Raw genomic sequence first — 25,073 nt, forward strand, 5'->3', positions numbered from 1 at the left:
ACCGCCGAGGTCACCGTCGACGGTCAGCTCAGGTGGTGATCAGCGTGCCGATCTTGTCGCCGCCCACCGCGCGGACGATGGTGTCGTCGCCCTGCGCGCCGAAGACCAGCATCGGTAGTCCGTTCTCCATGCAGAGGCTGAAGGCGGCCGCGTCGGCGACCCGCAGGTTGCGGCGTAGCACCTCGGAGAAGGTGATCGAGTCGAACTTACTGGCGGTCGGATCGATCCGGGGGTCGGCACTGTAGACGCCGTCCACACCGTTCTTGCTCATCAGCACCACGTCCGCGTGGATCTCCAGCGCGCGCTGGGCGGCCGTCGTGTCGGTGGAGAAGTACGGCATGCCCGCGCCGGCGCCGAAGATGACCACCCGGCCCTTCTCCAGGTGCCGGATCGCCCGCAGCGGGATGTACGGCTCGGCTACCTGCGCCATCGTGATCGCGCTCTGCACGCGGGTCTCGATGCCCTCCTTCTCCAGGAAGTCCTGCAGGGCGAGGCAGTTCATCACGGTGCCGAGCATGCCCATGTAGTCGGCCCGGGCCCGGTCCATGCCCCGCTTCTGCAACTCCGCGCCGCGGAAGAAGTTGCCGCCGCCGACCACCACCGAGACCTGCACACCGCGGCGGACCACGGTGGCGATCTGCCGGGCGATGGCCTGGACCACGTCCGGGTCCACACCGATCTCGCCGCCGCCGAACACCTCGCCGGAGAGCTTCAGCACCACCCGGCGGGACCGACCGGGCGGCGGTGCCGTCGGGTCGTCCACCGCCAGCGTCGGGTCACTCACAACCTGCGTCATACGCCCGTCCTTCCCCCACTGCCGCGCCCGGGTGCGCACATCTGCCGTTGCCGACCTTATGGGACGAGGAGACCGCGGTGTGTGTCGCGTACACCGGCGGCCTCCTCGACGTGTCGTTGCCCAGCACGGGCGCGTACGCCCGGCCGGAGGTCAGGACTGGCCGACCTCGAACCGCACGAAGCGGGTGATCTCGATACCGGCCTCGGCCAGCACCTGCTTCACCGACTTCTTGTTGTCGGTGACCGACGACTGCTCCAGCAGCACGAAGTCCTTGAAGAAGGAGTTGACCCGGCCCTCGACGATCTTCGGCAGAGCGGCCTCGGGCTTGTTCTCCTCGCGGGCGGTCTGCTCGGCGATGCGCCGCTCGGACTCGACGATCTCGGCCGGCACCTCGTCCCGGGTGAGGTACTTCGGACGCATCGCGGCGATCTGCATGGCCACGCCACGGGCGTCGGCGTCGCCGGCCTCGTCGGCCTTGCCGGCGTACTGCACCAGCACGCCGACGGCCGGGGGCAGGTCCTGGGCCTTGCGGTGCAGGTAGACCGCGACCGTGCCGTCCAGCTTGGCGAAGCGGTTCAGCACCAGCTTCTCGCCGATCTTGGCGGACTGCTCCTGGACCAGGTCGGCGACCGGACGGCCGTCGATCTCGCTGGCCAGCAGTTCCTCGGCGGTGCTCGCGCCCGAGCGCTCACCGTGCTCGACCAACTGCTGGGCGAGCGCGATGAAGGCGTCGTTCTTGGCGACGAAGTCGGTCTCGCAGTTCAGCTCCAGCAGGGCCTGACCGGAGTGGGCGACGAGGCCGTTCGCGGCCGTCCGGCCGGCCCGCTTGCCGACGTCCTTGGCGCCCTTGACGCGCAGGATCTCGACGGCCTTGTCGAAGTCGCCCTCGGCCTCGGTCAGGGCCTTCTTGCTGTCCATCATGCCGGCGCCGGTCAGGTCGCGGAGCTTCTTGACGTCCGCCGCGGTGATCTGGGACATGGCTCTCTCTTCGGTGTTGGGACTGCGGGTGAAATGGACTGAGGTGACGATTACCCGGTTCCGAGAGGTTCGTGCCCGGCCTGCCCGCCGCCGGCCACCACCGTCAGGGACGGACGGTGGCCGGACGGCGGTGCGGGTCACTGACCGGCGACGGCGGCCGGCTGCTCGGCGGGCTGCTGCTCGGCGGCCGGCTGCTCGGCGGGCTGCTGCGGCTCGTCGGCCTTCTTCGGCTCCTCAAGCAGCTCGCGCTCCCACTCGGCCAACGGCTCGTCGGTGGCCACGCCGGCCTCCGGCTTCTCGTCGCCACCCCGGCGACGGCCGGAGCGGGCGATCAGACCGTCGGCGACGGCGGCGGCGACGACCTTGGTCAGCAGCTCGGCCGAGCGGATCGCGTCGTCGTTGCCCGGGATCGGGAAGTCGACCTCGTCCGGGTCGCAGTTGGTGTCGAGCACGGCGATCACCGGGATGCCCAGCTTGCGGGCCTCGTCGACGGCGATGTGCTCCTTCTTGGTGTCGACCACCCAGACCGCAGCCGGGAGCTTCTGCATGTCCCGCAGACCACCCAGGGTGCGGGTCAGCTTGATCTTCTCCCGGGAGAGCTGCAGGGTCTCCTTCTTGGTGTAACCGGCGGCGGTGCCGCTGAGGTCACCGAGTGCCTCCAGCTCCTTCATCCGCTGCAGCCGCTTGTACACCGTCTGGAAGTTGGTCAGCATGCCACCGAGCCAGCGGTGGTTGACGTACGGCTGACCGACCCGCGTGGCCTGCTCGGAGATAGCCTCCTGGGCCTGCTTCTTGGTGCCGACGAAGAGGATGCTGCCGCCCTCGGCCACCGTGTTGCGCACGAATTCGTACGCCTTCTCGATGTAGTCGAGGGTCTGACGCAGGTCGATGATGTAGATGCCGTTACGCTCGGTGAAGATGAAGCGCTTCATCTTCGGGTTCCAGCGCCGGGTCTGGTGCCCGAAGTGAACACCACTCTCCAGCAACTGACGCATGGTCACGACGGCCATGGTTCGCACTCCTTGCGCTCCCTGGTTGTGCCGCCCGACCGGCGGTCGGGCGTCCTGGTGCCCGGTCGCCGGCCATGGCGGGCCCGACAGGATCGGGACCAGGGAGGCCGTCGCCCCACGACGATTCGTGGAGAGGGCACGCGAGGTCGACCGCGCGAGGCGGTCGCCAGTCGACCAGTGTACGCGCCCTCCCCACCCCGCCACGCCCGGGTGTAAGGAAGGGACCCTTTCTATACCGCAGGCGTTAGTAAGGGTCCCTTCCTTACATCCGGGAACGCCGGCGTCCGCCCGCCGAGCGCGGCGCGGATGCCGGCGGCGGGTCAGCCGGCGGCCAGCGCGGCGACGAGGAAGAGCGCCAGGCCCACGGTCAGGTACGCGGTGGGCGGACGCAGCCAGCCTCGCGCCCCGTCGGTCAACGAGAAGCCGGTGGTCCGCAGCCCGTACAGGCCGGCCGCGAAGATCGGCAGGCCGATCATCAGGAACGTGCCGGTCAGCACATCGGCGGCGGAGACCGGACCGGCGGTGACGCCGTGCAGCAGCACCAGCAGGGCGGGCACCTCGAAGATCGCGACCAGCACGGCGAACAGCACCGCGAGCACCGGACGGCGCGAACGGTAGACACCGTCGGCGGCGGGCAGTCCCGGCTGCGCGGCCAACGCCTGGTAACCGGCGGTGGCGGCGTCGGCCTGGTACCCGGATCCCACTCCACCGGCCTGGAAGCCGGTACCTGTGGCGGCCGCCTGATACCCGGCGCCCGCGCCGACCGCCGACTGCTCGGTGTCGCCACCGGCCGGATGCGGGTGGTCGGCGTTCGGCAGGTCCGTCCGGGGCGCCACCGGGGGCATCGGCCCGGTCGGCATCTCCAACGGGTTCGCCGCCTCCGCCGGCCGTTTCGCCTCGACGATCGGGTACCCGCCCAGCGGGGCCGGCCGGGTCGGGTCGACCAGCGGCGATGCTCCGCCGGAGGTCGGCGCCGTCTCCCGGGCGGCACGGCGGCCGGGGCGGTCGGGGCGGTCGGGGCGGTCGGGGCGGTCGGCCGGCAGTTCGCCGGAACTCTCCGGGTCGGTCGCATCCGGCCGCCGCAGACGCGAGGCCCGGTAGCGCTCGGTCTCGACCGGCGTGTCGCCGAGCGGATCAGGGGTGCCGAAGCGTCGCGGCGAGCCGTACCGATCGTCGTCGTCCGCCCGTGGCTCGGGAGCGGTCAGGGGGTCGTCGTCGCGGTACCGCGGCTCCGAGGTACCGCGCCAGTCCGGGTCGCCGTAGCCGCGGTCGCGTTCACCCGGGTACCAGCGCGACTCCTGGTCATCGGCAAAGCTGCGTCGTCCGTCCACGTCGGCACCGTATGCGACCAGACGGGGCGTACGCCATTCCGTCCCGCCGCTGGCCAGAGACCGCGTGCCATTTCGACCAGATACGCAGAGTAACGGCTGGATTCGTGGATTAACGTACGCCTAGCACACGGAAGGCATGATCGTCTGCTCGTCCACAACCCCTCCGGTTGTCCACAGGTCCCGTCGGCAGGGTCGCCCCGGCACCGCGTACGGGCGCAGGGTGCCGTCATGACCAAGCGGAACCAGGCGGTCGGCGGGTACGGGGAACGCTGCGCCGTCCGACACCTGATCGAGGCGGGCCTGCGGCCGGTGGAGCGGAACTGGCGCTGCCCCTCCGGAGAGATCGACATCATCGCCTGGGACGGGCCGGTGCTCGCCTTCTGCGAGGTGAAGACCCGCCGCACCACACGCTTCGGCAATCCCGCCGAGGCCGTGGTGCCGCGCAAGGCACGCCGCCTGCGCCGGCTCGCCGCCGCCTGGCTCGCGAGCACCGGCACCACCGCCGACGAGATCCGCTTCGATGTCCTCTCGGTCCTGCTGCCCGCGACCGGCCGGGCCCACGTCGAACACCTCAAGGGCGCCTTCTGATGCCCCGCCTGGCCGGACGCGGCACGACGCCGCCACCGACCGGCGGTGGGCAACGCACGCCGACCGGCGGAGTCGTGCTGCCGCGCGAGTGCCCGGTGGGTCTGCGATGAGCTACGCCCGAGTGCTCTGCGTCGGCCTGGTCGGGGTGGACGGGCACCTGGTGGAGGTGGAGGCCGATCTCGCAGCGGGGCTGCCCGGGGTGGTGATCTCCGGGTTGCCCGACACGGCGCTGCACGAGGCCCGCGACCGGGTCCGCGCCGCAGTGGTGAACTCCGGTCAGCGCTGGCCCAACCGCCGGATCACCCTCAACCTGCTGCCGGCCACCCTGCCCAAGTTCGGCTCGGCGTTCGACCTGGCAATCGCGGTGGCCCTGCTCGGCGGTTCGGGCGAACTGCCGCTGCTGCCGCTGGAAGGCGTGGCGATCCTGGGCGAGTTGGGTCTCGACGGCGCGGTACGCCCGGTCCGGGGCGTCCTGCCGATGGTGGCCGCGGCGGCCCGGGCCGGCATCGACCGGGTGATCGTGCCCGCGGACAACGCGGCCGAGGCCGCCGTGGTGCCCGGCCTGCGGGTGCGGGGCGTGGACAGCCTGCACCGGCTGGTCTGCTTCGTCCGCGACGGCCGACCGCTGATCGAGCCGGCGGTCGACGAGATGCCGGAGGCCACCACCGGCCCGGATCTCGCCGACGTCGCCGGGCAGGGTCTCGGCCGGCGGGCCCTGGAGGTCGCCGCCGCAGGCGGACACCATCTGGCGTTGATCGGGCCACCCGGCGCGGGCAAGACCATGCTCGCCGAACGCCTGCCGTCGATCCTGCCGACGTTGGACGACGACGCCGCGCTGGAGGTGACCGCGCTGCACTCCGTCGCGGGCCTGCTGCCGGCCGGCGGTCGACTGATCCGCCGGCCGCCGTTCCAGGCCCCGCACCACACCGCCACGGTGCCGTCCATCGTCGGCGGCGGCGCGGGACTGGCCCGACCGGGCGCGATCTCCCTCGCGCACCGGGGCGTGCTCTTCCTCGACGAGGCACCCGAGTTCAGCAAGCCGGCGCTGGAGGCGCTGCGCCAGCCGTTGGAGCACGGGCGGGTACTGCTGACCCGCAGCCGGGGCAACGCCGAGTACCCGGCCAGGGCGCAACTGGTGCTGGCCGCCAATCCGTGCCCGTGTGCCAACCCGGCGGGCGACGACCGGTGCGAGTGCGCGCCGACGGCCCGCCGCCGCTACCTCGGCCGGCTCTCCGGCCCGCTGCTCGACCGGATCGACCTCCAGGTCCGCCTGCAACCGATGCGGGCGGCCGAATTGATGGAACCCGCCGCACACGAGTCCTCGGCGGTCGTCGCCGCGCGGGTCGCTGCCGCACGGCAGGCCGCGGCCGGGCGATGGGCGGCGCTGGGTAGGCGACTCAACTCCGAGATACCCGGGCCGTACCTGCGCCGGCCACCGTGGCGGCTGCCCAACCCGGTCACCGCCGACCTGCGGGCCCGGTTGGACTCCGGGTCACTGTCCGCCCGCGGCTTCGACCGGGTCATCCGGCTCGCCTGGACGATCGCCGACCTGGACGGGCGGGTCCGGCCGGACCACAAGGACATCGCCGAGGCCATCACACTCAGGACGGGAGAGGGTACGTGAGCACGCACGAGGAATCGCGGTTGGCACGGGTGGCGCTGACCTGGCTGGCCGAGCCGGGCACCCGTTCGGTGTACGGGCTGGTGAACGAAATCGGACCGGTCGCCACACTGGAGTTGCTGCTCGACGGTGGGGCGCCGCAGGAGAAGCTGCGCGACAGCGTGGCCGCACGGACCCGGGCCGGTGACGCCCGGGCGGTCGCCACCGAGTCGCTGCGCCGCGCCGACCGGCTCGGTGCCCGCCTCGTCACGCCCGACGACGACGAGTGGCCGATGACGGTCGAGCAACTGCGCCACCTCCGGCTGGACCTGCCCGGCAAGCCGCGTCGGGTCGACATCGAGACGGATCCGCCGCTCTGCTTCTGGGTACGCGGCGCGTGGCGGCTGGACGAGGCGCTGGAGCGCTCGGTGGCCGTGGTGGGGGCGCGGGCGGCCACGCCGTACGGTCTGCACGTCGCCACCGACCTGGCCTACGGGCTGGCCGACCGGGAATGGACGGTCGTCTCCGGCGGCGCGTTCGGCATTGACGCCGCCGCGCACCGTGGCGCCCTGACCGCCGGCGGGTTGACCGTCGCGGTGCTCGCGTGCGGGGTGGACCGGCCGTACCCGCTGGGCAACACAGCGCTGTTCGACCGGATCGCCGAGACCGGCCTGCTGGTGAGCGAGTGGCCGCCGGCCGCCGAGCCGTTGCGGCCGCGCTTCCTCATCCGCAACCGGGTGATCGCGGCGGCCACCAGGGGCACCGTGCTGGTGGAGGCGGCGGCGCGCAGCGGCGCTACCCAGACCACCCGGCGCGCGCTCGCCCTGAACAAGCGCGCGATGGTGGTGCCCGGCCCGGTCACCTCCGCGATGTCGGTCGGCGCGCACGAGATCCTGCGGGAAGAACCGGCGGCGCGGCTGGTGACCGGGTTGGCCCAGGTGTTGGAGGAGGTGGGCCCGATCGGCGAGTTGGCACCGGTGCCGCGCGGCCCGGAGCGGCCGGCCGACCTGCTCGACGACGACGCGAGGGCAGTCCTGGAGTCGCTGCCCCGGCGCGGCGCCCTCGGGGTGGATGACATCGCGGCCAGAGCCGGCCTGGCCGTCCGCACGGTGCTGCGTACCCTGCCGCTGTTGGAGGAACTGTCCTTCGTGGTGCGACGCGAGGACGGCTACGCCCTGGTCGCGAGCGCCGCCGGCCGGTCGTAGGCTGGCAGCCGTGCGGGGTACGGGCGGCGGCGTGCGGGGTACGGGCGGCGGGCAGGGCCGCGACGCCCGTGGCACCCGGGCCGTGCACGCGGCGCTGCCGGAGCCGCTGCGCGACGCGGTGGACGACTTCGCGCGCCACCTCGCCTCGGTCCGCAACCGGTCGGCGCACACGGTGCGGGCCTACGTCGCGGATCTGGTGTCCCTGCTGGAGCATGCCCGACGGATGGGCTGCACCCAGGTCGCCGAGTTGACCCTCGACACGGTACGCAGCTGGCTGGCCCGACAACGCGCCATGGGCGCGGCCCGGGCCTCCATGGCCCGGCGTGCGGCGGCGGCGCGGACCTTCAGCGCCTGGGCGCACCGGGAACGGCTGCTGCCCACCGACGTGGCCGCCACCCTGGCCAGTCCCCGTCCGCAGCGGACCCTGCCCACGGTGCTCCACGCCGATCAGGCCGCCCAGCTCATGGAGGCGCCGACCCGCGCCACGGCCCCGCACACCGAGTCGGCCGTCGACGGCACCGGTGCCAGCGGATCGGACCGGCGGGCTCCCGCCCCCGCCGACGGCCCCGAAGACCCGGACCGGGCCGCCGGGGCGGTGCGACTGCGGGACCGGGTGCTGCTCGAACTGCTCTACGCCACGGGAGTACGGATCAGCGAGGCGTGCGGGCTCGACGTCGCCGACATCGACCACGCCCGACGCGTGCTCCGGGTCCATGGCAAGGGCGGTCGGGAACGGACCGTGCCGTACGGGCTGCCGGCCCAACACGCTCTCGACGACTGGCTCGGGTGGGGGCGTACGGTGTTGGCCGTCCCGGACTCGCGCGACGCGCTCCTGCTCGGGGCCCGGGGCGGTCGCCTGAACCCGACGACCGCCCGCCGGATCGTCGCCGGGTACGCCGAGGCGACCGACCTGCCCCGGACGAGTCCGCACGCGCTGCGCCACTCGGCCGCCACCCATCTACTCGAAGGTGGCGCGGACCTGCGGGCGGTGCAGGAGTTGCTGGGGCACTCGTCGCTGGCCAGCACCCAGGTCTACACCCACGTCTCGGTGGAGCGGCTGCGCGCCGCGTACCGGCAGGCACACCCCCGCGCCTGACCGGAGCGGTCCGGGCGACGCCGGTCAGCGGTTACGATCATCGGGTGAGCGTCCCGCCACCACCCGAGCCGATCGCGGGTGCCCGTCTGCTCTTCTCCCTCGATCCGGCGACCAGTCACCTCAACCACGGCTCGTTCGGGGCGGTGCCGATCGTGGCGCAACGGGCCCAGCAGCGGTTGCGCGACGAGATGGAGTCGGACCCGCTGCGCTTCTTCGTGCAGGGCCTGGCCGACCGGATCGCTCACACCCGCCGGCACCTGGCCGAATTTCTCGGCGCGGACCCCGACGGCACGGCGCTGGCCCCGAACGCCACCACCGGCGTGGCGGTGGTGCTCCAGACGCTCGGGCTGCGGGCCGGGGACGAGGTGGTCACCACCGACCACGGCTACGGCGCGGTCACCCTGTCGGTGCAGCGGGAATGCGGCCGGACCGGGGTGACGCACCGGGTGCTGCGGGTGCCGTTGGCCGCCACCGACGAGGAGATCCTGCAGATCGTCCGGTCCGGGCTGCGGCCGGGGCGTACCCGGCTGCTCGTGGTGGACCAGGTCACCTCGGCCACGGCCCGACTGTTCCCGGTCGCCGCGATCGTCGGGATCGCCCGGGAGCAGGGCGTACCGGTGCTGGTCGACGCCGCGCACGCTCCGGGCATGCTGTCCGCGTCGGTGCGGAGCATCGGCGCCGACTTCTGGGTCGGCAACCTGCACAAGTGGGGGTACGCGCCACGCGGCACCGCAGTGCTCGTGGTGTCACCGGCGTGGCGGGACCGGATCGAGCCGCTGGTGGTCTCCTGGGAGCAGGAGTCGGGCTTCCCCGGCCGGTTGGAGTGGCAGGGGACGGCGGACTACACCGCATGGCTCAGCGCACCGGCCGGGCTCTACACGCTGCGCAGCCTGGGGGTGGACCGGGTACGCGCGCACAACGCCGCACTGGCCGCGTACGGGCAGCGGGTGGTGGGGGATGCGCTCGCGGTGCCGCCCGTCGAACTGCTCGACCCCGGCGGACCCACCGTCGCCATGCGGATCGTCCCGTTGCCGGCGGGGCTCGCCACGACCATCGACGCGGCGCGGGCGTTGCAGGCCCGGATCGCCGAGCGGCTCGCCGTCCAGGTGGCTGTCATGACCTTCGACGGGCATGGGTTACTGCGGCTCTGCGGGCAGGTGTACAACTCACCGGACGAGTACGAGCGGCTCGCTGTCCGGCTGCCCACCCTGCTCGCCCAACGCTGACCGCACCCCGCCGCACAACGCTGTCCGCACCTCGCCGGCCGAGACTGACCGCGGCACGAGGTCCCGCGGCGGCCGGGTCCGCGTCGAGCGGCAGCAGGCGTGATCGACCGAGACCGAGCAGGGTCAGCGGGTCAAGGTAGTCGTCTCCCCGGCGCAGCCCCCAGTGCAGGCACGCCGCCTCCGGGCAGCCGCCATGTCCCGGCAGCAGGGTGCCCAGGGCGGTGCCCGCCGACACCGACGTGCCGACCGTGACGTCCGGCCGGACCGGTTCGTAGGTCGTCCGCAGGCCGTCCGGGTGACCCACGGAGAGCACCGGACGGCCGGCGACCATGCCGGCGAACAGGACCGTGCCGGTGCCGGCGGCGCGGATGGTCGCACCGGTCGATGCGAGCAGGTCGACTCCGCGATGACCGGGCAGCCACGGTCGGGGCGGCGGATCGAACCGGCGCACCGGCTGCGGCCGCCCGTCGACCGGCCACCTGAACCGCCCGCCATCCCCCGGCTGTTCCCCGGACACCGGTGCGGCCCAGGCCGATGGGGCCGAGAGCGGTGCGGCAGAAGGCAGCGCAGGCGGGAACTCGGTCTGCACCACAGAGGCTCGCGGTCCGGCCGCGAGCGCCGTCGGTGCCAGGGCCGGCACCAGCGCGACGAACCCGGCGAGCAGGACGCGCCCGGCCCGAGCCGCCCACCCACCGCCCGCCCGGGCGGCGAGAGTTGGCACAACCTCGCCATCCCGCGCCGGGGAACGCCCTCCCGGAACAAGCACAACCGAGGCATGCCCCGGCAAGGCGGGCCACACCGAGGCACGCTCTGCCACGGCAGGCGACGCCGAGGCACACCGCACCCGGGCACGCCGTGCCCAGGCGGGAAGGACGGGTCTGACCAGCGAGAACCGGGTGGGCATACCGGCGATCCTGACCGCACGGCCAGGCCCCCGCCGCCCCGGCGGGCTCGCCTGTGGACGGCGAGGCGTCCTGTGGACAACCCACGCCGGAGAAGGTGATCTGCTATGACACAGCGCCTTGGATCGACGGGGTGACGCGCGATCGGCATGCCTGCGGGCGGTCAGTCTCTGTGCCGGTCAGGGGGCGACCTGATTCCGGTGCTGGCGGCCCAGCCGCGTGGCGGCGTGACCGCCCGGCTGGTCACCGGACACGATGGACGGATCGCGGTGGTGGGGGCCACCGGCGATGCCCGTCCGGGCGGGGACGCGCGGATCAGCCGCCGAAGCCGGAGTCGGCGGGGAGGGAGATGTCCGGCTTCTCCAGCTCCTCGACGTTGACGTCCTTGAACGTCATCACTCGAACATTCTTCACGAACCGGGCCGGACGGTACATGTCCCAGACCCACGCGTCGTGCATCTCGACCTCGAAGTAGACCTCGCCGTCGGAGTTACGCACGTGCAGGTCGACCTGGTTCGCCAGGTAGAACCGGCGCTCGGTCTCCACCACGTAGGAGAACTGACGGACGATGTCGCGGTACTCCCGGTAGAGCTGGAGCTCCATCTCGGTCTCGTACTTCTCGAGATCTTCCGCGCTCATCGCACTCCGCCTTCCATGACCACATCTTCCCCCACCGACGCCGGAGGCCGAGACTGCTCGCCCGACGCCACGCCGACGGTACCCCCTACGGCGGCTGAGCGCTCCATCGGCTCGTCCGGGCTTGCACCAAGCGGCCGCCGGGAGCGTGGCGGCCGACCGTCCCGTCCCGAGACGGCAGCCACATTGACGTACGAGAACCGGTGCTGCGGGCACGGCCCATGGTCACGCAGCGCCGCGCTGTGCTCCGCAGTGACGTACCCCTTGTGCTCGGCGAAGCCGTAACCGGGATGCGCCGCGTCCAGATCCACCATGATCCGGTCCCGGGTGACCTTGGCCAGCACGCTCGCCGCCGCCACACAGGCGGCCACCCGGTCGCCCTTCCACACCGCCAACCCGGGAACGCCCAGACCGTCCACGCCGAACCCGTCGGTCAGCACGTACTCCGGGCGGACCGTCAGCGAGGCGAGCGCCCGACGCATGGCGGCCAGGTTGCACACGTGCAGCCCCCGAGCGTCGACCTCCTCGGCCGGGACGACCACCACCGCGTACGCCAGGGCGCGCGCGACGACCTCGTCGTACACCCGCTCCCGACTGGCCGCGGTGAGCAGCTTCGAGTCGGCCAGCCCCTCGATCTCGCCGCGTCGCCCCTCGGGCAGGATCGCGGCGGCGGCCACCAGCGGCCCGGCGCAGGCGCCCCGGCCGGCCTCGTCGGCACCGGCCACGTGCCGGAATCCCCGCCGTTGCAGGGCGCGTTCCAACGCGTAGAGACCGGCTTCGCGGCGTACGACGGTGCGGGGCGGGGTCAGCATGCCGCACCCGAGATCAGGGCCGGACCGTCGGCGAGCGCCCGGGCCAGCACCTGCGGCAGGTCCTGCGGGTAGTACCGCTCGTCGGTGCCGGTCAACTCCGCCGCCGACCACCACCGGTGGCCGTCCACGCTGTCCCGCTCGATCTCGTTGAAGCCTGCGGTGTCGACCTCGTGCGCCGCCACCCGCACAAGGAAGAACTGCTGCTCCTGCCGGTACCACACCCCGTCGAAGGGGAACTCGATCAGGTCGGCGTGCACCGGCTCGCCGATCTCGGCCACGGTCAGCCGCAATCCGGTCTCCTCGGCCAGCTCACGGGCGGCGCCCTCGGCGTACGTCTCGCCGGGGTCGAGGCCGCCTCCGACGGTGAACCACCAGCGCCCATGCTCCGGCCGGGCCGGGTCGACGCCACGGAAGAGCAGCAACCTGCCCGCCGCGTCGACCAGGAGCACGCGGGCCGCGCGCCTCGGGGTGTAGACCGTCACCGCACCAGACTGCCAGACCCGGGCGACAACTCCCATGCCGCCCGTTGGGCCAGGCCGGGATCAGGGTTGCGGTATCGACTCGAACTGCTCGGGCACGGTCAGCAGGGTGGCCCGGCCGACCGGCCAGAAGATCGTGAAGGCCCGGCCCACCACCTCCTGCTCGGGGATGGTGGCCGTGTCGACGTTCTGCCCGGACTGCTGGTAGTGCTCCAGCGAGTCGCCGGAGGCCGAACGGTGGTCGCCCATCACCCAGAGCCGGCCCGGTGGCACCTGCACGTCGAACTCCTGGTCCGCCGGCTTGTCGCGCCGCCCGTCGAAGGAGAAGATGTACGGCTCGTCCAGCGGCGTACCATTGATCACCAGCCGGTCCTGGTCGTCGCAGCAGACCAACCGGTCGCCGCCGACGCCGATCACGCGCTTGATGAAGTCCTCGCCCGCAGGGTTGCCGCTCCACTCGACCGGCGCCTTGAAGACGATCACCTCACCCCGGTGCGGTGACCGGAAGTTGTACACCAGCTTGTTGACCAGCACCCGATCGTCGATCTTGAGAGTGTTCTCCATCGACGGCGAGGGGATGAAGAAGGTCTGCAGTACGAAGGCACGCACCAGTACCGCGACCACGATCGCCACCCCCAGGAGGATGGGCAATTCCTTCCAGAACGAATGGCGCGACTTGTCGGTCTGCTCGTCAATCACGGAAGAAGCCTACGTTGCCGGGTCGAGGACCATCGTCCGGAACGCGCGAGAACGGTCAGCGTGGCCGCGATCGGAAGGATCAGGACGACGCCCCCGTCGGGTGTGGGGCGGACCGGCGGCGCGGCGCCACCGGCACCGGCGGGCGGGGCGACACCGGCGAACGTCTCCGGCACCGGCAGTGAGTGCCAGCGGCTCGACGGCCAGACCACCGCGAACGCCCGCCCCACCACGTTGTCGATCGGCACCGAGCCCTGGCAACGGGCGTCCTGCGAGACCAGACGGTGGTCACCCAGCACGAACATCTGCCCGGGCGGTACGACGATCTCCTCGAACCGGCGGGAGCGACACTCCTCCGGGTTCGGCGGCAGGTCCAGCGGGGAGTCCCGCAAGACGTACGCCGACTCGTCCAGCGGGGTGCCGTTGACCAGCACCCGGCCCTGGTCGTCGCAGCAGCTCACCCGGTCGCCGGGCAGCCCGATGACGCGCTTGATGAAGTCCTTCTCGCCGGGCCGGCCGGCTCCGACCAGGTCACCGATGGTGCGGCCGAGCTTGTCGGCGAAGCCGGTGGGCGGCTGCGTGTCGACCTGCGGCACCCACTGGTCGGTGCCGCGGAAGACGACCACCTCGCCGCGTTCCGGGTCGCGCATGGTGTAGACGACCTTGTTGACCAGCACCCGGTCATTGACCAGCAGGGTGTCCTCCATCGACCCGGAGGGGATGAAGAACGCCTGGAGCAGGAAGGTGCGGATCAGCACCGCGAGGCAGAACGCGACGACGAGCAGCAGCGGCAGCTCCTGCCAGAGCGGCATCTGCGGTTTGGTGCGGCGGGTGCGTCGTCGCCACGGATCGACCGCGCCGCTGTCGTCAAGCGCCTGTGCCACGCGCACTCCCCGGTCCGCAGAAACGACTACCGCCCGGAAGTCTCGTCGAGACCTCCCGGGCGGTAGTGGGGTTCATCCGCCTACCAGGCGGCTCACCGCCCCGCTGCGCCCGTACCGACCAGGGTAGTGCGGTCTGGCCGGTACGGCATACGCGCAGCTCGGGCGGCGTGGCGCTGGGCGATGTCAGCTCGGCTGCTTCTCGCGCAGCTCCTTGATCTTGGCCTTCTTGCCCCGCAGCTCCCGCAAGTAGTAGAGCTTGGCCCGGCGCACGTCACCACGGACCACGACCTCGATCCGGTCGATCGCCGGGCTGTTGATCGGGTAGGTCCGCTCGACACCCACACCGAAGCTGAGCTTACGGACGGTGAACGTCTCACGCAGCCCGTCGCCCTGGCGGCGGATGACGACGCCCTGGAAGATCTGGACCCGGGACCGGTTGCCCTCGACCACCCGGGCGTGCACCTTGACGGTGTCACCGGCACGGAAGTCGGGCAGGTCGGTGCGCTTCGACTGGGCGTCAAGGGCGTCCAGGATGTTCATCGTGGTGTCCTCGTGAGGCTCACGGCGCACCGTCACTCGGCGCGCGGATGGGTGATACTGATCTCCGGGTGGCAGCCGGCCGGAACCGACCCCGGTCGGGGATCCTCGCAGCCGTCCACGGCGTGGGCGACTGCGGCAACCCCTCTACTTTGCCACATCCCCCCGGGGCACCTGAAATCCGGCCCGCTCCAGCGCCGTGACGTCCCGCTTGTCGAGGCTGCCCGGGTCGATCGCGGCGAGCATGTCCGGACGACGCCGGCCGGTCCGCGCCAGCGCCTCGTCCCGACGCCAGCGGGCGATCCGGCCATGGTCGCCGGAGCGGAGGACCGCCGGCACCTCCAGATCGCGCCAGGTCGCCGGCTTGGTGTACATCGGCGCCTCCAGCAGCCCGTGCGCGTGCGACTCGTCGTCCAGCGAGCCGGCGTTGCCGAGCACGCCGGGCAGCAGGCGGGTCATCGCCTCCAGGATCACCAGCACCGCGACCTCGCCGCCGAAGAGCACGTAGTCGCCGAGGCTGACCTCGGTGACCGGCATCCGCGTCGCGGCATGGTCGAGCACCCGCTGGTCGATGCCCTCGTACCGGCCGCAGGCGAACAGCAGGCGCGGCTCGGCGGCCAACTCGTGCGCCAGCGCCTGGGTGAACGGCACACCGGCCGGGGACGGCACCAGCAGGCGGGGCGGCGGCGCCTCCGGCGGGGCCAGGGCGTCCAGCGCCGCGCCCCACGGCTCCGGCCGCATCACCATGCCGGGCCCGCCGCCGTACGGGGTGTCGTCGACGGTGCGGTGCACGTCGTGCGTCCAAGTACGCAGATCGTGTACGACCAGCCGCAGCGTGCCGTTGGCCCGGGCCCGGCCGACCAACGACAGGTCCAGCGGGGCGAAGTACTCCGGGAAGATCGACACGATGTCGACGCGCATCAGGGGTGCTCCCGGGTCTACAGGTCGAGCAGGCCGCCGGGCGGGTCCACCACGACACGACCACCGGCGAGATCGACCTCGGGGACGATCTCCTTGACGAACGGGATCAGCGCGGTGCCGCCCTCAGGGCGGCGCAGCACCAGCAGGTCGGAGGCGGGCGCGTGGTCGATCCGGGCCACCTCGCCGAGGCGCTCGCCGTCCGGCGTGACCACGGCCAGGCCCACGAGCTGGTGGTCGAGGAACTCCTCCGGGTCCTCCGGCGGAGCGACATCGGCGCTGTCCACCGCGACCAGGGTGCCACGCAACGCCTCCGCGACGTCGCGGTCCAGCACTCCCTCGAAGGCGACCAGCATCCGCCCCTGGTGCCAGCGGGCCGCCTCCACGGTCAGCTCGCCGGGCACCTCGAACGGCACTCCGGGACCGGCGGGCGCAGCACCTCGACCGTTCGCGGCGTTCGCCCCCGCCATGGTGGTCAACACCATGCCGGGGGCGAACCGCGTCTCGGGCTCGTCCGTCCGCACCTCCACGGTGACCTCACCACGGATGCCGTGCGGCTTGCCGATCCTGCCGACGATGAGCAGCATCAGTACGAATCGACGATGTCGACGCGTACGCCGCGCCCACCGATGGAGCCGATCACCTGGCGCAGCGCCTTGGCGGTCCGGCCGGACCGCCCGATCACGGTGCCCAGGTCCTCGGGGTGCACGCGGACCTCGAGCCGCTTGCCCCGACGGGAGTCGACCATCCGGACGCGTACGTCCTCCGGGTGGTCGACGATGCCCTTGACCAGGTGCTCCAACGCCGGCCGCAGTGCCATGTCAGGCCTGCTCGCCGGAGTCAGCGGCGGCCGGCTCCTCGGCCTTCGGAGCCTTGGCCTCGGTGGCCTTGGCGGCCTTCTTCGCCGGCTTGGCCGGCGTCTCGGCCAGGCCGGCGGCGGCCTTCGCCTCGGCCTCGTACGCCGCCTTGCGGTCGGCCCGCTCGGGGGCGACCTTCAGCGGCGGCGGGGCCGGCAGGCCCTTGTACTTCTGCCAGTCACCGGTCAGCTCCAGCAGCCGCTGCACCGCCTCGCTCGGCTGGGCGCCGACGGACAGCCAGTACTGGACCCGCTCCGACTTGACCTCGATCACCGAAGGGTCTTCCTTCGGCTGGTAGATCCCGACGAACTCGATCGCCCGGCCGTCGCGCTTGGTGCGCGAGTCGGCGACGACGATGCGGTACTGCGGGTTGCGGATCTTGCCCATCCGCAGGAGCCGGATCTTTACGGCCACGGTTGTTTCGCTCCTGTTGCGATATCACCGGCCCGGTATGGGCGGTGTGCATGGGTGAACGCCGACCGGCACAGTGGGGTTGGGCCGGAGACCGCTCGGGTGGACAGGCGACGCGCCCGGGTTAGAGGGCGCCGGACACGCGCCGGATACCAGCCAGCCATTCTGCCAGATCGGTCCCGGAACCCTCACACCGGACCGGCCCACGTCACCGACCATGACCCGAACGTGACCCGGAACACACTCGGGTGGAGAAGTCAGCGGGCCGGCGGGCGGTCCCAGCCGGGCGGCAACTCCGGCGGCGCGGTCCACTCCGCCGGGGGGACGAAGTCGCACCAGGCCCCGTCGAACGGGAACTCGCCCGCCTCAGCCGTCCGGATGGCCCGCTTGCCCTCGGCCCGGACCGCCGCCTCATCCGGCACCCAGTAGTGCTCCGGGAAGGCGAGCCGCTCGGTGAACTCGTCCTCGTCCTTCCACGCCCAGCTCAGGTCGGGGCGCACCACCACGTCGAGGTCCTGGTCCACGATGTCGACGCCGGCCAGGTCGCCGTCGTCCCAGCGGATTCCGGGCTCCTCCAGGTTGACGTACCAGTGGGTGAAACACCCCTGCGCGTCCTGGAACCACCAGACCGAGTGGGCGGCGCCCGTCGGCAGGAACTTCAGCAGCGGCGGTCCCAGCCACCGGCCGGTCGCCAGCCGGTACGTCGAGACGACCCACTCGGCGAACGGGATCCCCCGCATGCCCACGCCGGCCTCGGTCACCTCGCTGGCCACCGCCGTGTCCCGGGCCAGCCACAGCAGCAGGCCCCGGTCGTCGTCGCTGACCACGCGTACCGGGCGCACCCAACCGATCCGGCCCCGCCGGACGTTGCGGTGCACGATCAGGCGGCCCGGTTCGAATCTCACCGTCGTGACCGGTTCCTCAGTACGCGCGGGCCAGGATGGCGACCAGGTCGGGCTCGTCCTCGGTGTCCGGCACCGAGCCGTCGGCGCGGACCAGACAGCGGACGGTCACGCCCTGCCCGTTGGCCTTCGCCTCGCCCTCCACGCCGACCGCCGACCACGGCACCCGGGCCCAGCCGGTGGCCGCCGTCTCCAGCGCCTCGTCCAGAGTCGCCGCCTCGACCGTGCGCGACTGGCGGAAGGCGAGCGCCTGGTCGTGCAGGGCCTGCTGGTCGGCCTCCAGGGCGGCGAGCACCGCGCCGACCACGTCGGCCACCGGCGTGGGCGCCTTCGACCCGTCGGTACGCCGCACCACGACCGCGTTGCCGGCGGCCAGGTCGCGGGGACCGACCTCGACGCGTACCGGGTACCCGCGCAGCTCGGCGTCGACGGCCCGGCGGCCGAAGGGGGTGTCGGTGCGGTCGTCGAGGGTGACCCGGACACCGGCGTCGCGCAGCGCGTCGCGGAGCTTGGCCGCCGCAGCGCCCACGCCGTCGCCGTCCTTGACCACCATCACGTACGCCTGCACCGGCGCCAGCTTCGGCGGCACCCGCAGCCCGTTGTCGTCGCCATGGCACATGATCAGGCCGCCGAGCATCCGGGTGGAGGTGCCCCAGGAGGTGGTCCAGGCGTGTTCCCGGCCGCCCTCGGCGGAGGAGTAGCTGATGTCGAACGCCTTGGCGAAGTTCTGCCCGAGCTCGTGGCTGGTGCCGAGCTGGAGCGCCTTGCCGTCGCCCATCATGCCTTCGCAGGTGTACGTGGCGGTCGCCCCGGCGAAGCGCTCACGGGCCGTCTTGAGCCCGACTACCACCGGGATGCCGAGCACGTTCACCATCAGGTCCTCGTACGCCTCGTGCAGGATCCTGCGGGCGTACGCGCGGGCGTCGGCGCGGGTGGCGTGCGCGGTGTGCCCCTCCTGCCACAGGAACTCGCTGGTACGCAGGAAGACCCGGGGCCGCAACTCCCACCGGACCACGTTGGCCCACTGGTTGAGCAGCAGCGGCAGGTCCCGGTACGAGTCGATCCACTTGGCCATGAACTCGCCGATCACCGTCTCGCTGGTGGGGCGCACCACGACCGGCTCGGCCAACTGCTTGCCGCCACCGTGGGTGACCACCGCCAGCTCCGGCGAGAAGCCCTCGACATGCTCGGCCTCACGCTTGAGGTAGCTCTCCGGGATGAACAGCGGGAAGTACGCGTTCTCCGCCCCGGCCGCCTTGATCCGGTCGTCCATCTCGGCCTGCATCCGCTCCCAGATGGCATAGCCGGCCGGCCGGATCACCATGGTCCCCCGCACCGGCCCATTGTCGGCCAGCTTCGCCTTAGCGATGAGGTCCTGGTACCAGCGGGGAAAGTCCTCCGCCCGGGGAGTCAGCACACGCGCCATGACCACACATCCTATGCGCCCCCACCCACCCCACACCCCCCACCCACCCCACCTCACGGGTTGATCAAGAAGTTTGGGTCGCCGCCGGGCAGGAGCTTGACGCGAACTTCTTGATCAACCGGGAGGTGCGGGGGTCAGCGGATGAGGTTGCCGCGGAGGATGAGGCGGGAGGGGGTGCGGAGGGCGTTCAGGTCTCGGCGGGGGTCTTCCGCGTAGACGGAGAGGTCGGCCAGGCCGCCCTCGACGAGGCCGGGGAAGCCGAGCCAGGCGCGGGCGCCCCAGGAGGCGGCGGCGAGCACGTCCGTCCGGGACATGCCGGCCTGCTCGTGCAGCAGCAGCATCTCCTCCACGGCGAGACCGTGGTCGATGCCGCCGCCCGCATCGGTGCCCACGTAGATCGGCACTCCCGCCTCGTACGCGGCGCGCACCACCTGCGGGAAGCGGTCGCGCAGGGCGATCATGTGGTCGGCGTACCCGGGGAACTTGGGTCGGGCCTGGTCGGCGATCCCGCCGAAGGTCCGGATGTTGATCATCGTGGGGATCAGCGCGGTGCCCTGCCGGGCCATCAGGTCGATCAGGTCCAGGCTGAGCCCGGTGCCGTGCTCCACCGAGTCCACCCCGGCCCGCACCATGATCTCCACGGCGGACTCGCTGAAGGTGTGCACGGCGGCGCGTGCCCCGGCGGCGTGCGCGGCCGCCACCGCGGCCGTCATCGTGTCCGCGTCCCAGGCCGGCGCCAGGTCACCGACGCCCCGGTCGATCCAGTCTCCGACCAGCTTGACCCAGCCGTTGCCCGCGGCGGCCTGCGCCGTCACGGCGGCGGCGACCTCGGCGGCGGCGACCTCCATCCCGATGTCCCGCAGGTACCGCTTGGGCGGCGCGACGTGCCGGCCCGCGCGGGCCAGTCGCGGCAGGTCGGGCTCGTCCTCCAACTCCGGGTACGGGAAGGGCGAGCCCGCGTCCCGGATCGCAAGGACACCGGCGTCCCGGTCGGTCCGGGCCAGCGTCCGGGCCTGGTCGAGCGAGGTGATCGGCGTGGCCCCCCGGGCGATGCCGATGTGACAGTGTGCGTCGACCAACCCGGGCAGCACGAAGCCGCCGTCGACCACCGTCTCGGCACCGGGCACCGGATCGAAGGTGACCCGGTCACCGACCAGCCACAGGTCCCGTACCTCGTCGTCGGGCAGAAGCACGCCACGGACATGCAGAGCCATGTGTAAGTCCTACCCGATCATCGAGCCCTTGTGAATGTCAGGGCAGGTGGGGGCCTCTTCGGGCCTCTCGCACCCGGATCGGAGAGCCGACCTTCTGCCGGACGACGACGAGTGGGGCCGGCTAGGGCTTGTCCCGCTTGCCCAGCTTGTTGAAGTCGATCTTCGGCAGCTTGAAGCCCGGCGGCAGTCCCTGGCCGGCGGCCAGGTCGTCCGGGTTCATCCCCGGCGGGAGCTGCGGCATACCGCCCGGGAAGCCGCCCGGCATCCCGGCGCCGCTACGCGGCCGGTTGCCGCCCTTGGTGCCCTTGCGCTTGTTCTTCGGGCTCTTGGTCGCCTTGCGCCGGCCGCCGCCGGGCAGGCCCATCATGCCGCCCATCTGCTTCATCATCTTCTGCGCGTCGGTGAAGCGGTTGAGCAACTGGTTGACGTCCATCACGGTGACGCCGGAACCGTTGGCGATCCGGGCCCGCCGGGAGCCGTTGATGATCTTCGGGTTGGTGCGCTCGGCCGGGGTCATCGAGCGGATGATCGCGGTTATCCGGTCGAAGTGCTTGTCGTCCAGCTCGGCGAGCTGGTCCTTGACCTGCCCCATGCCCGGCATCATGGCCAGCACGTTGGCGATCGGCCCCATCCGGCGTACCGCGATGAGCTGGTCGAGGAAGTCCTCCAGGGTGAACTGCTCGCCGCCCATCAGCTTGGCGGTCATCTTCTCCTTCTGATCGGTGTCGAAGGCCGCCTCGGCCTGCTCGATCAGAGTGAGGACGTCGCCCATGCCGAGGATCCGGCTGGCCATCCGGTCGGGGTGGAAGACATCGAAGTCCTCCAGCTTCTCGCCGGTGGAGGCGAAGAGGATCGGTTGCCCGGTCACCTCGCGGACCGACAGTGCGGCGCCACCGCGCGCATCGCCGTCGAGCTTGGACAGCACCACGCCGGTGATGCCGACGCCGTCACGGAACGCCTCGGCGGTCCGCACCGCGTCCTGACCGACCATCGCGTCGATGACGAAGATGACCTCGTCCGGCTGGACCGCGTCCCGGATGTTCGCGGCCTGCTGCATCATCTCCGCGTCGATGCCGAGCCGGCCGGCGGTGTCGACGATGACGACATCGCGGGCGGCCCGTCGGGCGTGCTCGATGGAGGCCTTTGCCACCTGCACCGGGTCACCGACGCCGTTGCCGGGCTCCGGGGCGTACACCTCGACACCGGCCCGGCCACCGAGCACCTGGAGCTGCCCGACGGCGTTGGGCCGCTGGAGGTCGGCGGCGACCAACAGCGGCTGGTGCCCCTGGGTCCGCAGCCAGCGGGCCAGCTTGCCGGCGAGGGTGGTCTTGCCGGAGCCCTGGAGGCCGGCGAGCATGATCACCGTCGGCGGCTGCTTGGCGAACTGGAGCCGACGCCCCTCGCCGCCGAGAACCGCGACCAGCTCCTCGTTGACGATCTTGATGATCTGCTGCGCCGGGTTGAGCGCCTGGGAGACCTCCGCTCCCCTGGCCCGCTCCTTGACGTTCGTGATGAAGCCCTTGACCACCGGCAGGGCGACATCGGCCTCCAGCAGCGCGAGACGGATCTCGCGCGCGGTCGCGTCGATGTCGGCGTCGGTGAGGCGTCCCTTGCCGCGGAGCTTGGTGAAGATCCCGGAGAGGCGGTCACTCAAGGTGTCAAACACACGAACATCCCGTTTGTCAGTGTTCCGGCGAGCACGAGTGGGGCCGGATGAGCGCTCCGACCACCGTTAGCGTATCCGGCCACCGGTACCGCCGCTCCACGCCGTCTCTCCCGCCGCCCCGGGTGAAAGGAAGGGACCCCTTCTATACACCAGGCGTTAGTAGGGGACCCTTCCTTGCATGGCGCGCTAGACGGCGGCGAGCACGGCGGATTCCAGACGGTCGCGGTCGGCGTCCGAGGGCCACGAGCCGACGAGGTAGAACACGTCCACCACGTCCCCGCCGAGGGTGGCGATCCGGGCCGCCCGGACCTGCGCGCCGGCCGCGTCCAACGCGGTGGTCACCCGGTAGAGCAGGCCCGCCGCGTCGGCGGCACGCAACTCCAGCAGCACGGCGTCGGTGGCGGCGTCGCGGTGCCAGACCACCCGGGGCTCGGCCCCGGCGCCCCGCCCGGCCCGGGCCCGCAGGCGCTGCGTCACCGACACGTCGCCGCCGATCGCCCGGCGCAGGTCCGCGGTGAGCGCGACCGGATCCGGCGTCAACCCGTACCGCGGCTGCACCCGGCACTCGACCAGCGCCCGGCCGTCCACCGTCGACGCGTCGGCGGCGAGGACCTCCAGCCGGTGCAGCGCCAGGCAACCGGCCACCGTCGCGAGCAGACCCCGCCGGTCGGCCGCGGCCACCGCCACCCGGTCCCCGGTCAGGTGTACGACCGGCAGCGGCCCCGCCACCAGCGCCGGATCGGGTGCGGGTGGCTGCGGCACGGCGCCGGTGTCGAGCGTGGTCCGGACCCGGGCGACCAGCTCGGCGACCAGCCGCCCCTTCCAGGCCGACCAGGCACCCGGCCCGGTGGCGGCGGCGTCCGCGCGGACCAGCGCGTACAGCAGGTCGAGGGTGGCCACGTCGCCGACCGTCTCGGCCACCCGGGAGATGGTGACCGGGTCGGCGAGGTCCCGCCGGGTGGCCACCTCGGGCAGCACCAGGTGCAGCCGGACCAGCGTGCCGATCAGCGACGCCTCCGCCTCGGGCAGGCCGATCCGGGCGGCCATCGCCTCGGCGATCGGCGCACCCACGGTCGAGTGGTCACCCGGCAGGCCCTTGCCGATGTCGTGCAGGAACGCGCCGAGCAGCAGCAGGTCCGGCCGGTCCACGTCGCGGGTGTGCCGGCTGGCCTCGTACGCGGTCTGCACCAGGTGCCGGTCGAGGGTGAACCGGTGCACCGGGTTGTGCTGGGGCAGGCTACGCAGCCGGGTCCACTCCGGCAGCCAGCCGTCGATCAACCCGTACCGGTCGCAGGTCTCCCAGGCCGGGAGCAGCCCCGCACCGGCGCCCAGCAGCGTGGTCAGCGCGGCCCGCGCCTCCACCGGCCACGGCGTCGGCAGCGGCGGGCAGTACGACGCCAGCCACTCGCACGTGGCCCGGGCGATCGGCAGGCCGGTGACCGCTGCGGCGGCGGCCACCCGCACCGAGAGGCTGGCGTCGGGGCGGGCGCCGATGGCGGTGCGGGCCAGCACCAGTTCCCCGTCGTGCTCCACCACGTCGCGGGCGACCGGCCGGCGCACCGGGCGACCGTCGGCACCCCGACGGCGGCCGGAACGCAGCCGGTCGGCGGCGCGGAGCGCGTCGTCGAGAGCGTGGCTGACGGTACGCGCGTCGCCGGCGACCCGGCGCAGCAGCGCGTCACCGTCGCCGTCCTCAGCCTGCGTTCGCCGTTCCCGGAGCGGCGCGAGATCGGTGGCGTCGTTCGAGGCCGGGTATGGTTCGTCCTCGGCCGGCGCCTGCCGGAGTCCGAGCAGCGCGGCCACCCCGGCGCGTTCCTGGGCGAGCAGCCGGTCGACCCGCCGGCCGAGCTGCTGGTGCAGCGCGTCGCGGGTGTCCAGCAGGCGCAGGTGCGCGGCGTGCACGGCGGGACGCAGCGCGTCGGTGATCCCGGCGAGGGCGATGGCCTTGAGGATGCCGACGTCGCGAAGGCCGCCGGCCGCCTCCTTGAGGTCACCTTCGAGCAGGAACGCCAGCTCGCCGTGGGACTGCCAGCGGGTCGCCGCGCTCTGGCGCAGCGGGGCCAGTTGGCGTACGGCGGTACGCCGCCAGTGGTCCACGGCGCTGTTCACCAGCGTGACGGCGAGTTCCGGGTCACCGGCGACGAGGCGGGCGTCGAGCAGGCCCAGGGCCACCTTCACGTCGTCCTGGGCGACCGACAGCGCCTCGGCCACGGTGCGTACCGAGTGGTCCAGCCGCAGCCCCGCGTCCCAGATCGGGTACCAGAGCGAGGCGGCCAGCTCGTCGATGCCGGGCACCCCGGCGTGCAGCAACACCAGGTCGAGGTCGCCGTGCGGGGCGCACTGCCGCCGGCCCAGCCCGCCGACCGCGAGCAGCGCGACGCCCGGCCGGTCCGGCAGCAGCCGGGCCAGCCAGGCGTCGTACGCGTCGGACCGGGCCCGGCGCGCGGCGGCGCCGATCCCGGCCGGTACGCGGACGACCTCGTCGGCCGGGAGTGCCCTACCGCAGTCACGTTCCACGGCTGTCCTCCCGGCCGACGAGGTCATCGAACGGTGTCCTACAGGGCGTCCAGGCCGCGCTCACCGGTGCGGACCCGGACGACCTCCTCGACTCCGGTCACCCAGACCTTGCCGTCACCGATCTTGCCCGTCCGGGCGGCACCGACCACCGCGTCGACGATCTTGTCGACGTCGATCTCGTCGGTGAGCACCTCGACCCGGATCTTGGGCAGGAACTCGACCGTGTACTCGGCGCCCCGGTAGACCTCGGTGTGGCCCTTCTGCCGTCCGTAGCCCTGGACCTCGCTCACGGTCAGTCCGGCCACGCCCAGCGTGTGCAGGGCCTCCTTGACGGCGTCCAACTGGTGCGGCTTGATGACCGCGGTCACCAGCTTCATGTCCAACCC

Annotated in this window: 25 protein-coding genes and 1 pseudogene; 5 read left to right on the top strand and 21 right to left on the bottom strand. The window is 72.5% G+C overall.

What is annotated here, in order from left to right:
• Positions 1-28: 28 nt before the first annotated feature.
• From pyrH to ID554_RS04970, 4 genes are all read right to left on the bottom strand, one after another.
• Positions 29-796, bottom strand: a complete 768-nt coding sequence (pyrH, locus tag ID554_RS04955; RefSeq protein WP_117226712.1) for a UMP kinase — start codon at positions 794-796, stop codon at positions 29-31.
• A gap of 150 nt (positions 797-946) precedes the next feature.
• Positions 947-1,774, bottom strand: coding sequence for a translation elongation factor Ts (gene tsf, locus ID554_RS04960; RefSeq protein WP_117226713.1), 828 nt, complete (start codon positions 1,772-1,774; stop codon positions 947-949).
• A 137-nt stretch (positions 1,775-1,911) separates the two neighbouring features.
• Entirely contained in the window at positions 1,912-2,784 is an 873-nt protein-coding gene (gene rpsB / locus ID554_RS04965) for a 30S ribosomal protein S2 (protein ID WP_117226714.1), read from the bottom strand.
• A 320-nt stretch (positions 2,785-3,104) separates the two neighbouring features.
• Complete coding sequence (locus ID554_RS04970; protein ID WP_223884438.1) at positions 3,105-4,115, bottom strand: hypothetical protein; 1,011 nt, start codon at positions 4,113-4,115, stop codon at positions 3,105-3,107.
• 228 nt (positions 4,116-4,343) lie between these two features.
• Here ID554_RS04970 and ID554_RS04975 point away from each other — a divergent pair, with 228 nt between their 5' ends.
• The 5 genes from ID554_RS04975 (at position 4,344) to ID554_RS04995 (ending at position 9,830) form a co-directional block, all read left to right on the top strand.
• Positions 4,344-4,703 (top strand): YraN family protein, encoded by a 360-nt coding sequence (locus ID554_RS04975; protein WP_117226716.1) that lies wholly within the window; start codon positions 4,344-4,346, stop codon positions 4,701-4,703.
• A 106-nt stretch (positions 4,704-4,809) separates the two neighbouring features.
• Positions 4,810-6,327 (top strand): YifB family Mg chelatase-like AAA ATPase, encoded by a 1,518-nt coding sequence (locus tag ID554_RS04980; RefSeq protein ID WP_117226717.1) that lies wholly within the window; start codon positions 4,810-4,812, stop codon positions 6,325-6,327.
• Positions 6,324-7,508, top strand: a complete 1,185-nt coding sequence (locus ID554_RS04985) for a DNA-processing protein DprA (protein WP_191088718.1) — start codon at positions 6,324-6,326, stop codon at positions 7,506-7,508. Before ID554_RS04980 ends, ID554_RS04985 begins: the two co-directional genes overlap by 4 nt.
• A gap of 31 nt (positions 7,509-7,539) precedes the next feature.
• Positions 7,540-8,604 carry a tyrosine recombinase XerC gene (locus ID554_RS04990; RefSeq protein WP_117226718.1) on the top strand — a complete coding sequence of 355 codons (1,065 nt, stop codon included), beginning with the start codon at positions 7,540-7,542 and terminating at the stop codon, positions 8,602-8,604.
• Between the two features lie 44 nt (positions 8,605-8,648).
• Complete coding sequence (locus tag ID554_RS04995) at positions 8,649-9,830, top strand: aminotransferase class V-fold PLP-dependent enzyme (protein WP_117226719.1); 1,182 nt, start codon at positions 8,649-8,651, stop codon at positions 9,828-9,830.
• Here ID554_RS04995 and ID554_RS32920 read toward each other — a convergent pair.
• The 17 genes and pseudogenes from ID554_RS32920 to ID554_RS05080 all read right to left on the bottom strand — a co-directional run bounded on the left by ID554_RS32920 (position 9,718) and on the right by ID554_RS05080 (position 25,064).
• A complete protein-coding gene (locus ID554_RS32920; protein WP_117226720.1) occupies positions 9,718-10,734 on the bottom strand; it encodes a M23 family metallopeptidase in 1,017 nt (338 codons plus the stop codon). The two genes, ID554_RS04995 and ID554_RS32920, sit on opposite strands and share 113 nt — an antisense overlap.
• 313 nt (positions 10,735-11,047) lie before the next feature.
• Positions 11,048-11,371, bottom strand: coding sequence for a DUF2469 domain-containing protein (locus tag ID554_RS05005; RefSeq protein ID WP_007075222.1), 324 nt, complete (start codon positions 11,369-11,371; stop codon positions 11,048-11,050).
• Positions 11,368-12,180, bottom strand: coding sequence for a ribonuclease HII (locus ID554_RS05010; RefSeq protein WP_117226721.1), 813 nt, complete (start codon positions 12,178-12,180; stop codon positions 11,368-11,370). The genes ID554_RS05005 and ID554_RS05010 overlap by 4 nt, the downstream gene beginning before the upstream one ends.
• Positions 12,174-12,662: an NUDIX hydrolase gene (locus tag ID554_RS05015; RefSeq protein WP_117226722.1), complete on the bottom strand. Its 489-nt coding sequence runs from the start codon at positions 12,660-12,662 to the stop codon at positions 12,174-12,176. Before ID554_RS05015 ends, ID554_RS05010 begins: the two co-directional genes overlap by 7 nt.
• 60 nt (positions 12,663-12,722) lie before the next feature.
• Positions 12,723-13,358, bottom strand: coding sequence for a signal peptidase I (gene lepB / locus ID554_RS05020; RefSeq protein WP_117226723.1), 636 nt, complete (start codon positions 13,356-13,358; stop codon positions 12,723-12,725).
• Positions 13,359-13,367: 9 nt separating this feature from the next.
• A pseudogene (gene lepB / locus ID554_RS05025) lies at positions 13,368-14,239 on the bottom strand (signal peptidase I).
• A 183-nt stretch (positions 14,240-14,422) separates the two neighbouring features.
• Complete coding sequence (gene rplS, locus ID554_RS05030) at positions 14,423-14,779, bottom strand: 50S ribosomal protein L19 (RefSeq protein ID WP_117226724.1); 357 nt, start codon at positions 14,777-14,779, stop codon at positions 14,423-14,425.
• A 144-nt stretch (positions 14,780-14,923) separates the two neighbouring features.
• Positions 14,924-15,697, bottom strand: a complete 774-nt coding sequence (gene trmD, locus ID554_RS05035) for a tRNA (guanosine(37)-N1)-methyltransferase TrmD (protein WP_117226725.1) — start codon at positions 15,695-15,697, stop codon at positions 14,924-14,926.
• 17 nt (positions 15,698-15,714) lie between these two features.
• Positions 15,715-16,278 carry a ribosome maturation factor RimM gene (gene rimM / locus ID554_RS05040; RefSeq protein WP_191088864.1) on the bottom strand — a complete coding sequence of 188 codons (564 nt, stop codon included), beginning with the start codon at positions 16,276-16,278 and terminating at the stop codon, positions 15,715-15,717.
• Between the two features lie 2 nt (positions 16,279-16,280).
• Positions 16,281-16,514, bottom strand: a complete 234-nt coding sequence (locus tag ID554_RS05045; protein WP_117226727.1) for an RNA-binding protein — start codon at positions 16,512-16,514, stop codon at positions 16,281-16,283.
• Between the two features lies 1 nt (position 16,515).
• Entirely contained in the window at positions 16,516-16,965 is a 450-nt protein-coding gene (gene rpsP, locus ID554_RS05050) for a 30S ribosomal protein S16 (protein WP_117226728.1), read from the bottom strand.
• Positions 16,966-17,219: 254 nt separating this feature from the next.
• A complete protein-coding gene (locus ID554_RS05055; RefSeq protein ID WP_117226729.1) occupies positions 17,220-17,867 on the bottom strand; it encodes a DUF402 domain-containing protein in 648 nt (215 codons plus the stop codon).
• A gap of 16 nt (positions 17,868-17,883) precedes the next feature.
• The gene (gene proS, locus ID554_RS05060; RefSeq protein WP_117226815.1) at positions 17,884-19,290 is read right to left on the bottom strand and encodes a proline--tRNA ligase; all 1,407 of its coding nucleotides are present in this window, start codon (positions 19,288-19,290) and stop codon (positions 17,884-17,886) included.
• Positions 19,291-19,424: 134 nt separating this feature from the next.
• Positions 19,425-20,504, bottom strand: coding sequence for an amidohydrolase family protein (locus tag ID554_RS05065; protein ID WP_117226730.1), 1,080 nt, complete (start codon positions 20,502-20,504; stop codon positions 19,425-19,427).
• A gap of 121 nt (positions 20,505-20,625) precedes the next feature.
• Positions 20,626-22,170: a signal recognition particle protein gene (gene ffh, locus ID554_RS05070; RefSeq protein ID WP_117226731.1), complete on the bottom strand. Its 1,545-nt coding sequence runs from the start codon at positions 22,168-22,170 to the stop codon at positions 20,626-20,628.
• Positions 22,171-22,356: 186 nt separating this feature from the next.
• A complete protein-coding gene (locus tag ID554_RS05075; protein ID WP_223884439.1) occupies positions 22,357-24,687 on the bottom strand; it encodes a [protein-PII] uridylyltransferase in 2,331 nt (776 codons plus the stop codon).
• A 38-nt stretch (positions 24,688-24,725) separates the two neighbouring features.
• A complete protein-coding gene (locus tag ID554_RS05080) occupies positions 24,726-25,064 on the bottom strand; it encodes a P-II family nitrogen regulator (RefSeq protein ID WP_176092961.1) in 339 nt (112 codons plus the stop codon).
• Between the last annotated feature and the right edge of the window lie 9 nt (positions 25,065-25,073).

The sequence above is a fragment of the Micromonospora craniellae genome, from assembly GCF_014764405.1.
GTDB classification, from domain to species: domain Bacteria; phylum Actinomycetota; class Actinomycetes; order Mycobacteriales; family Micromonosporaceae; genus Micromonospora; species Micromonospora craniellae.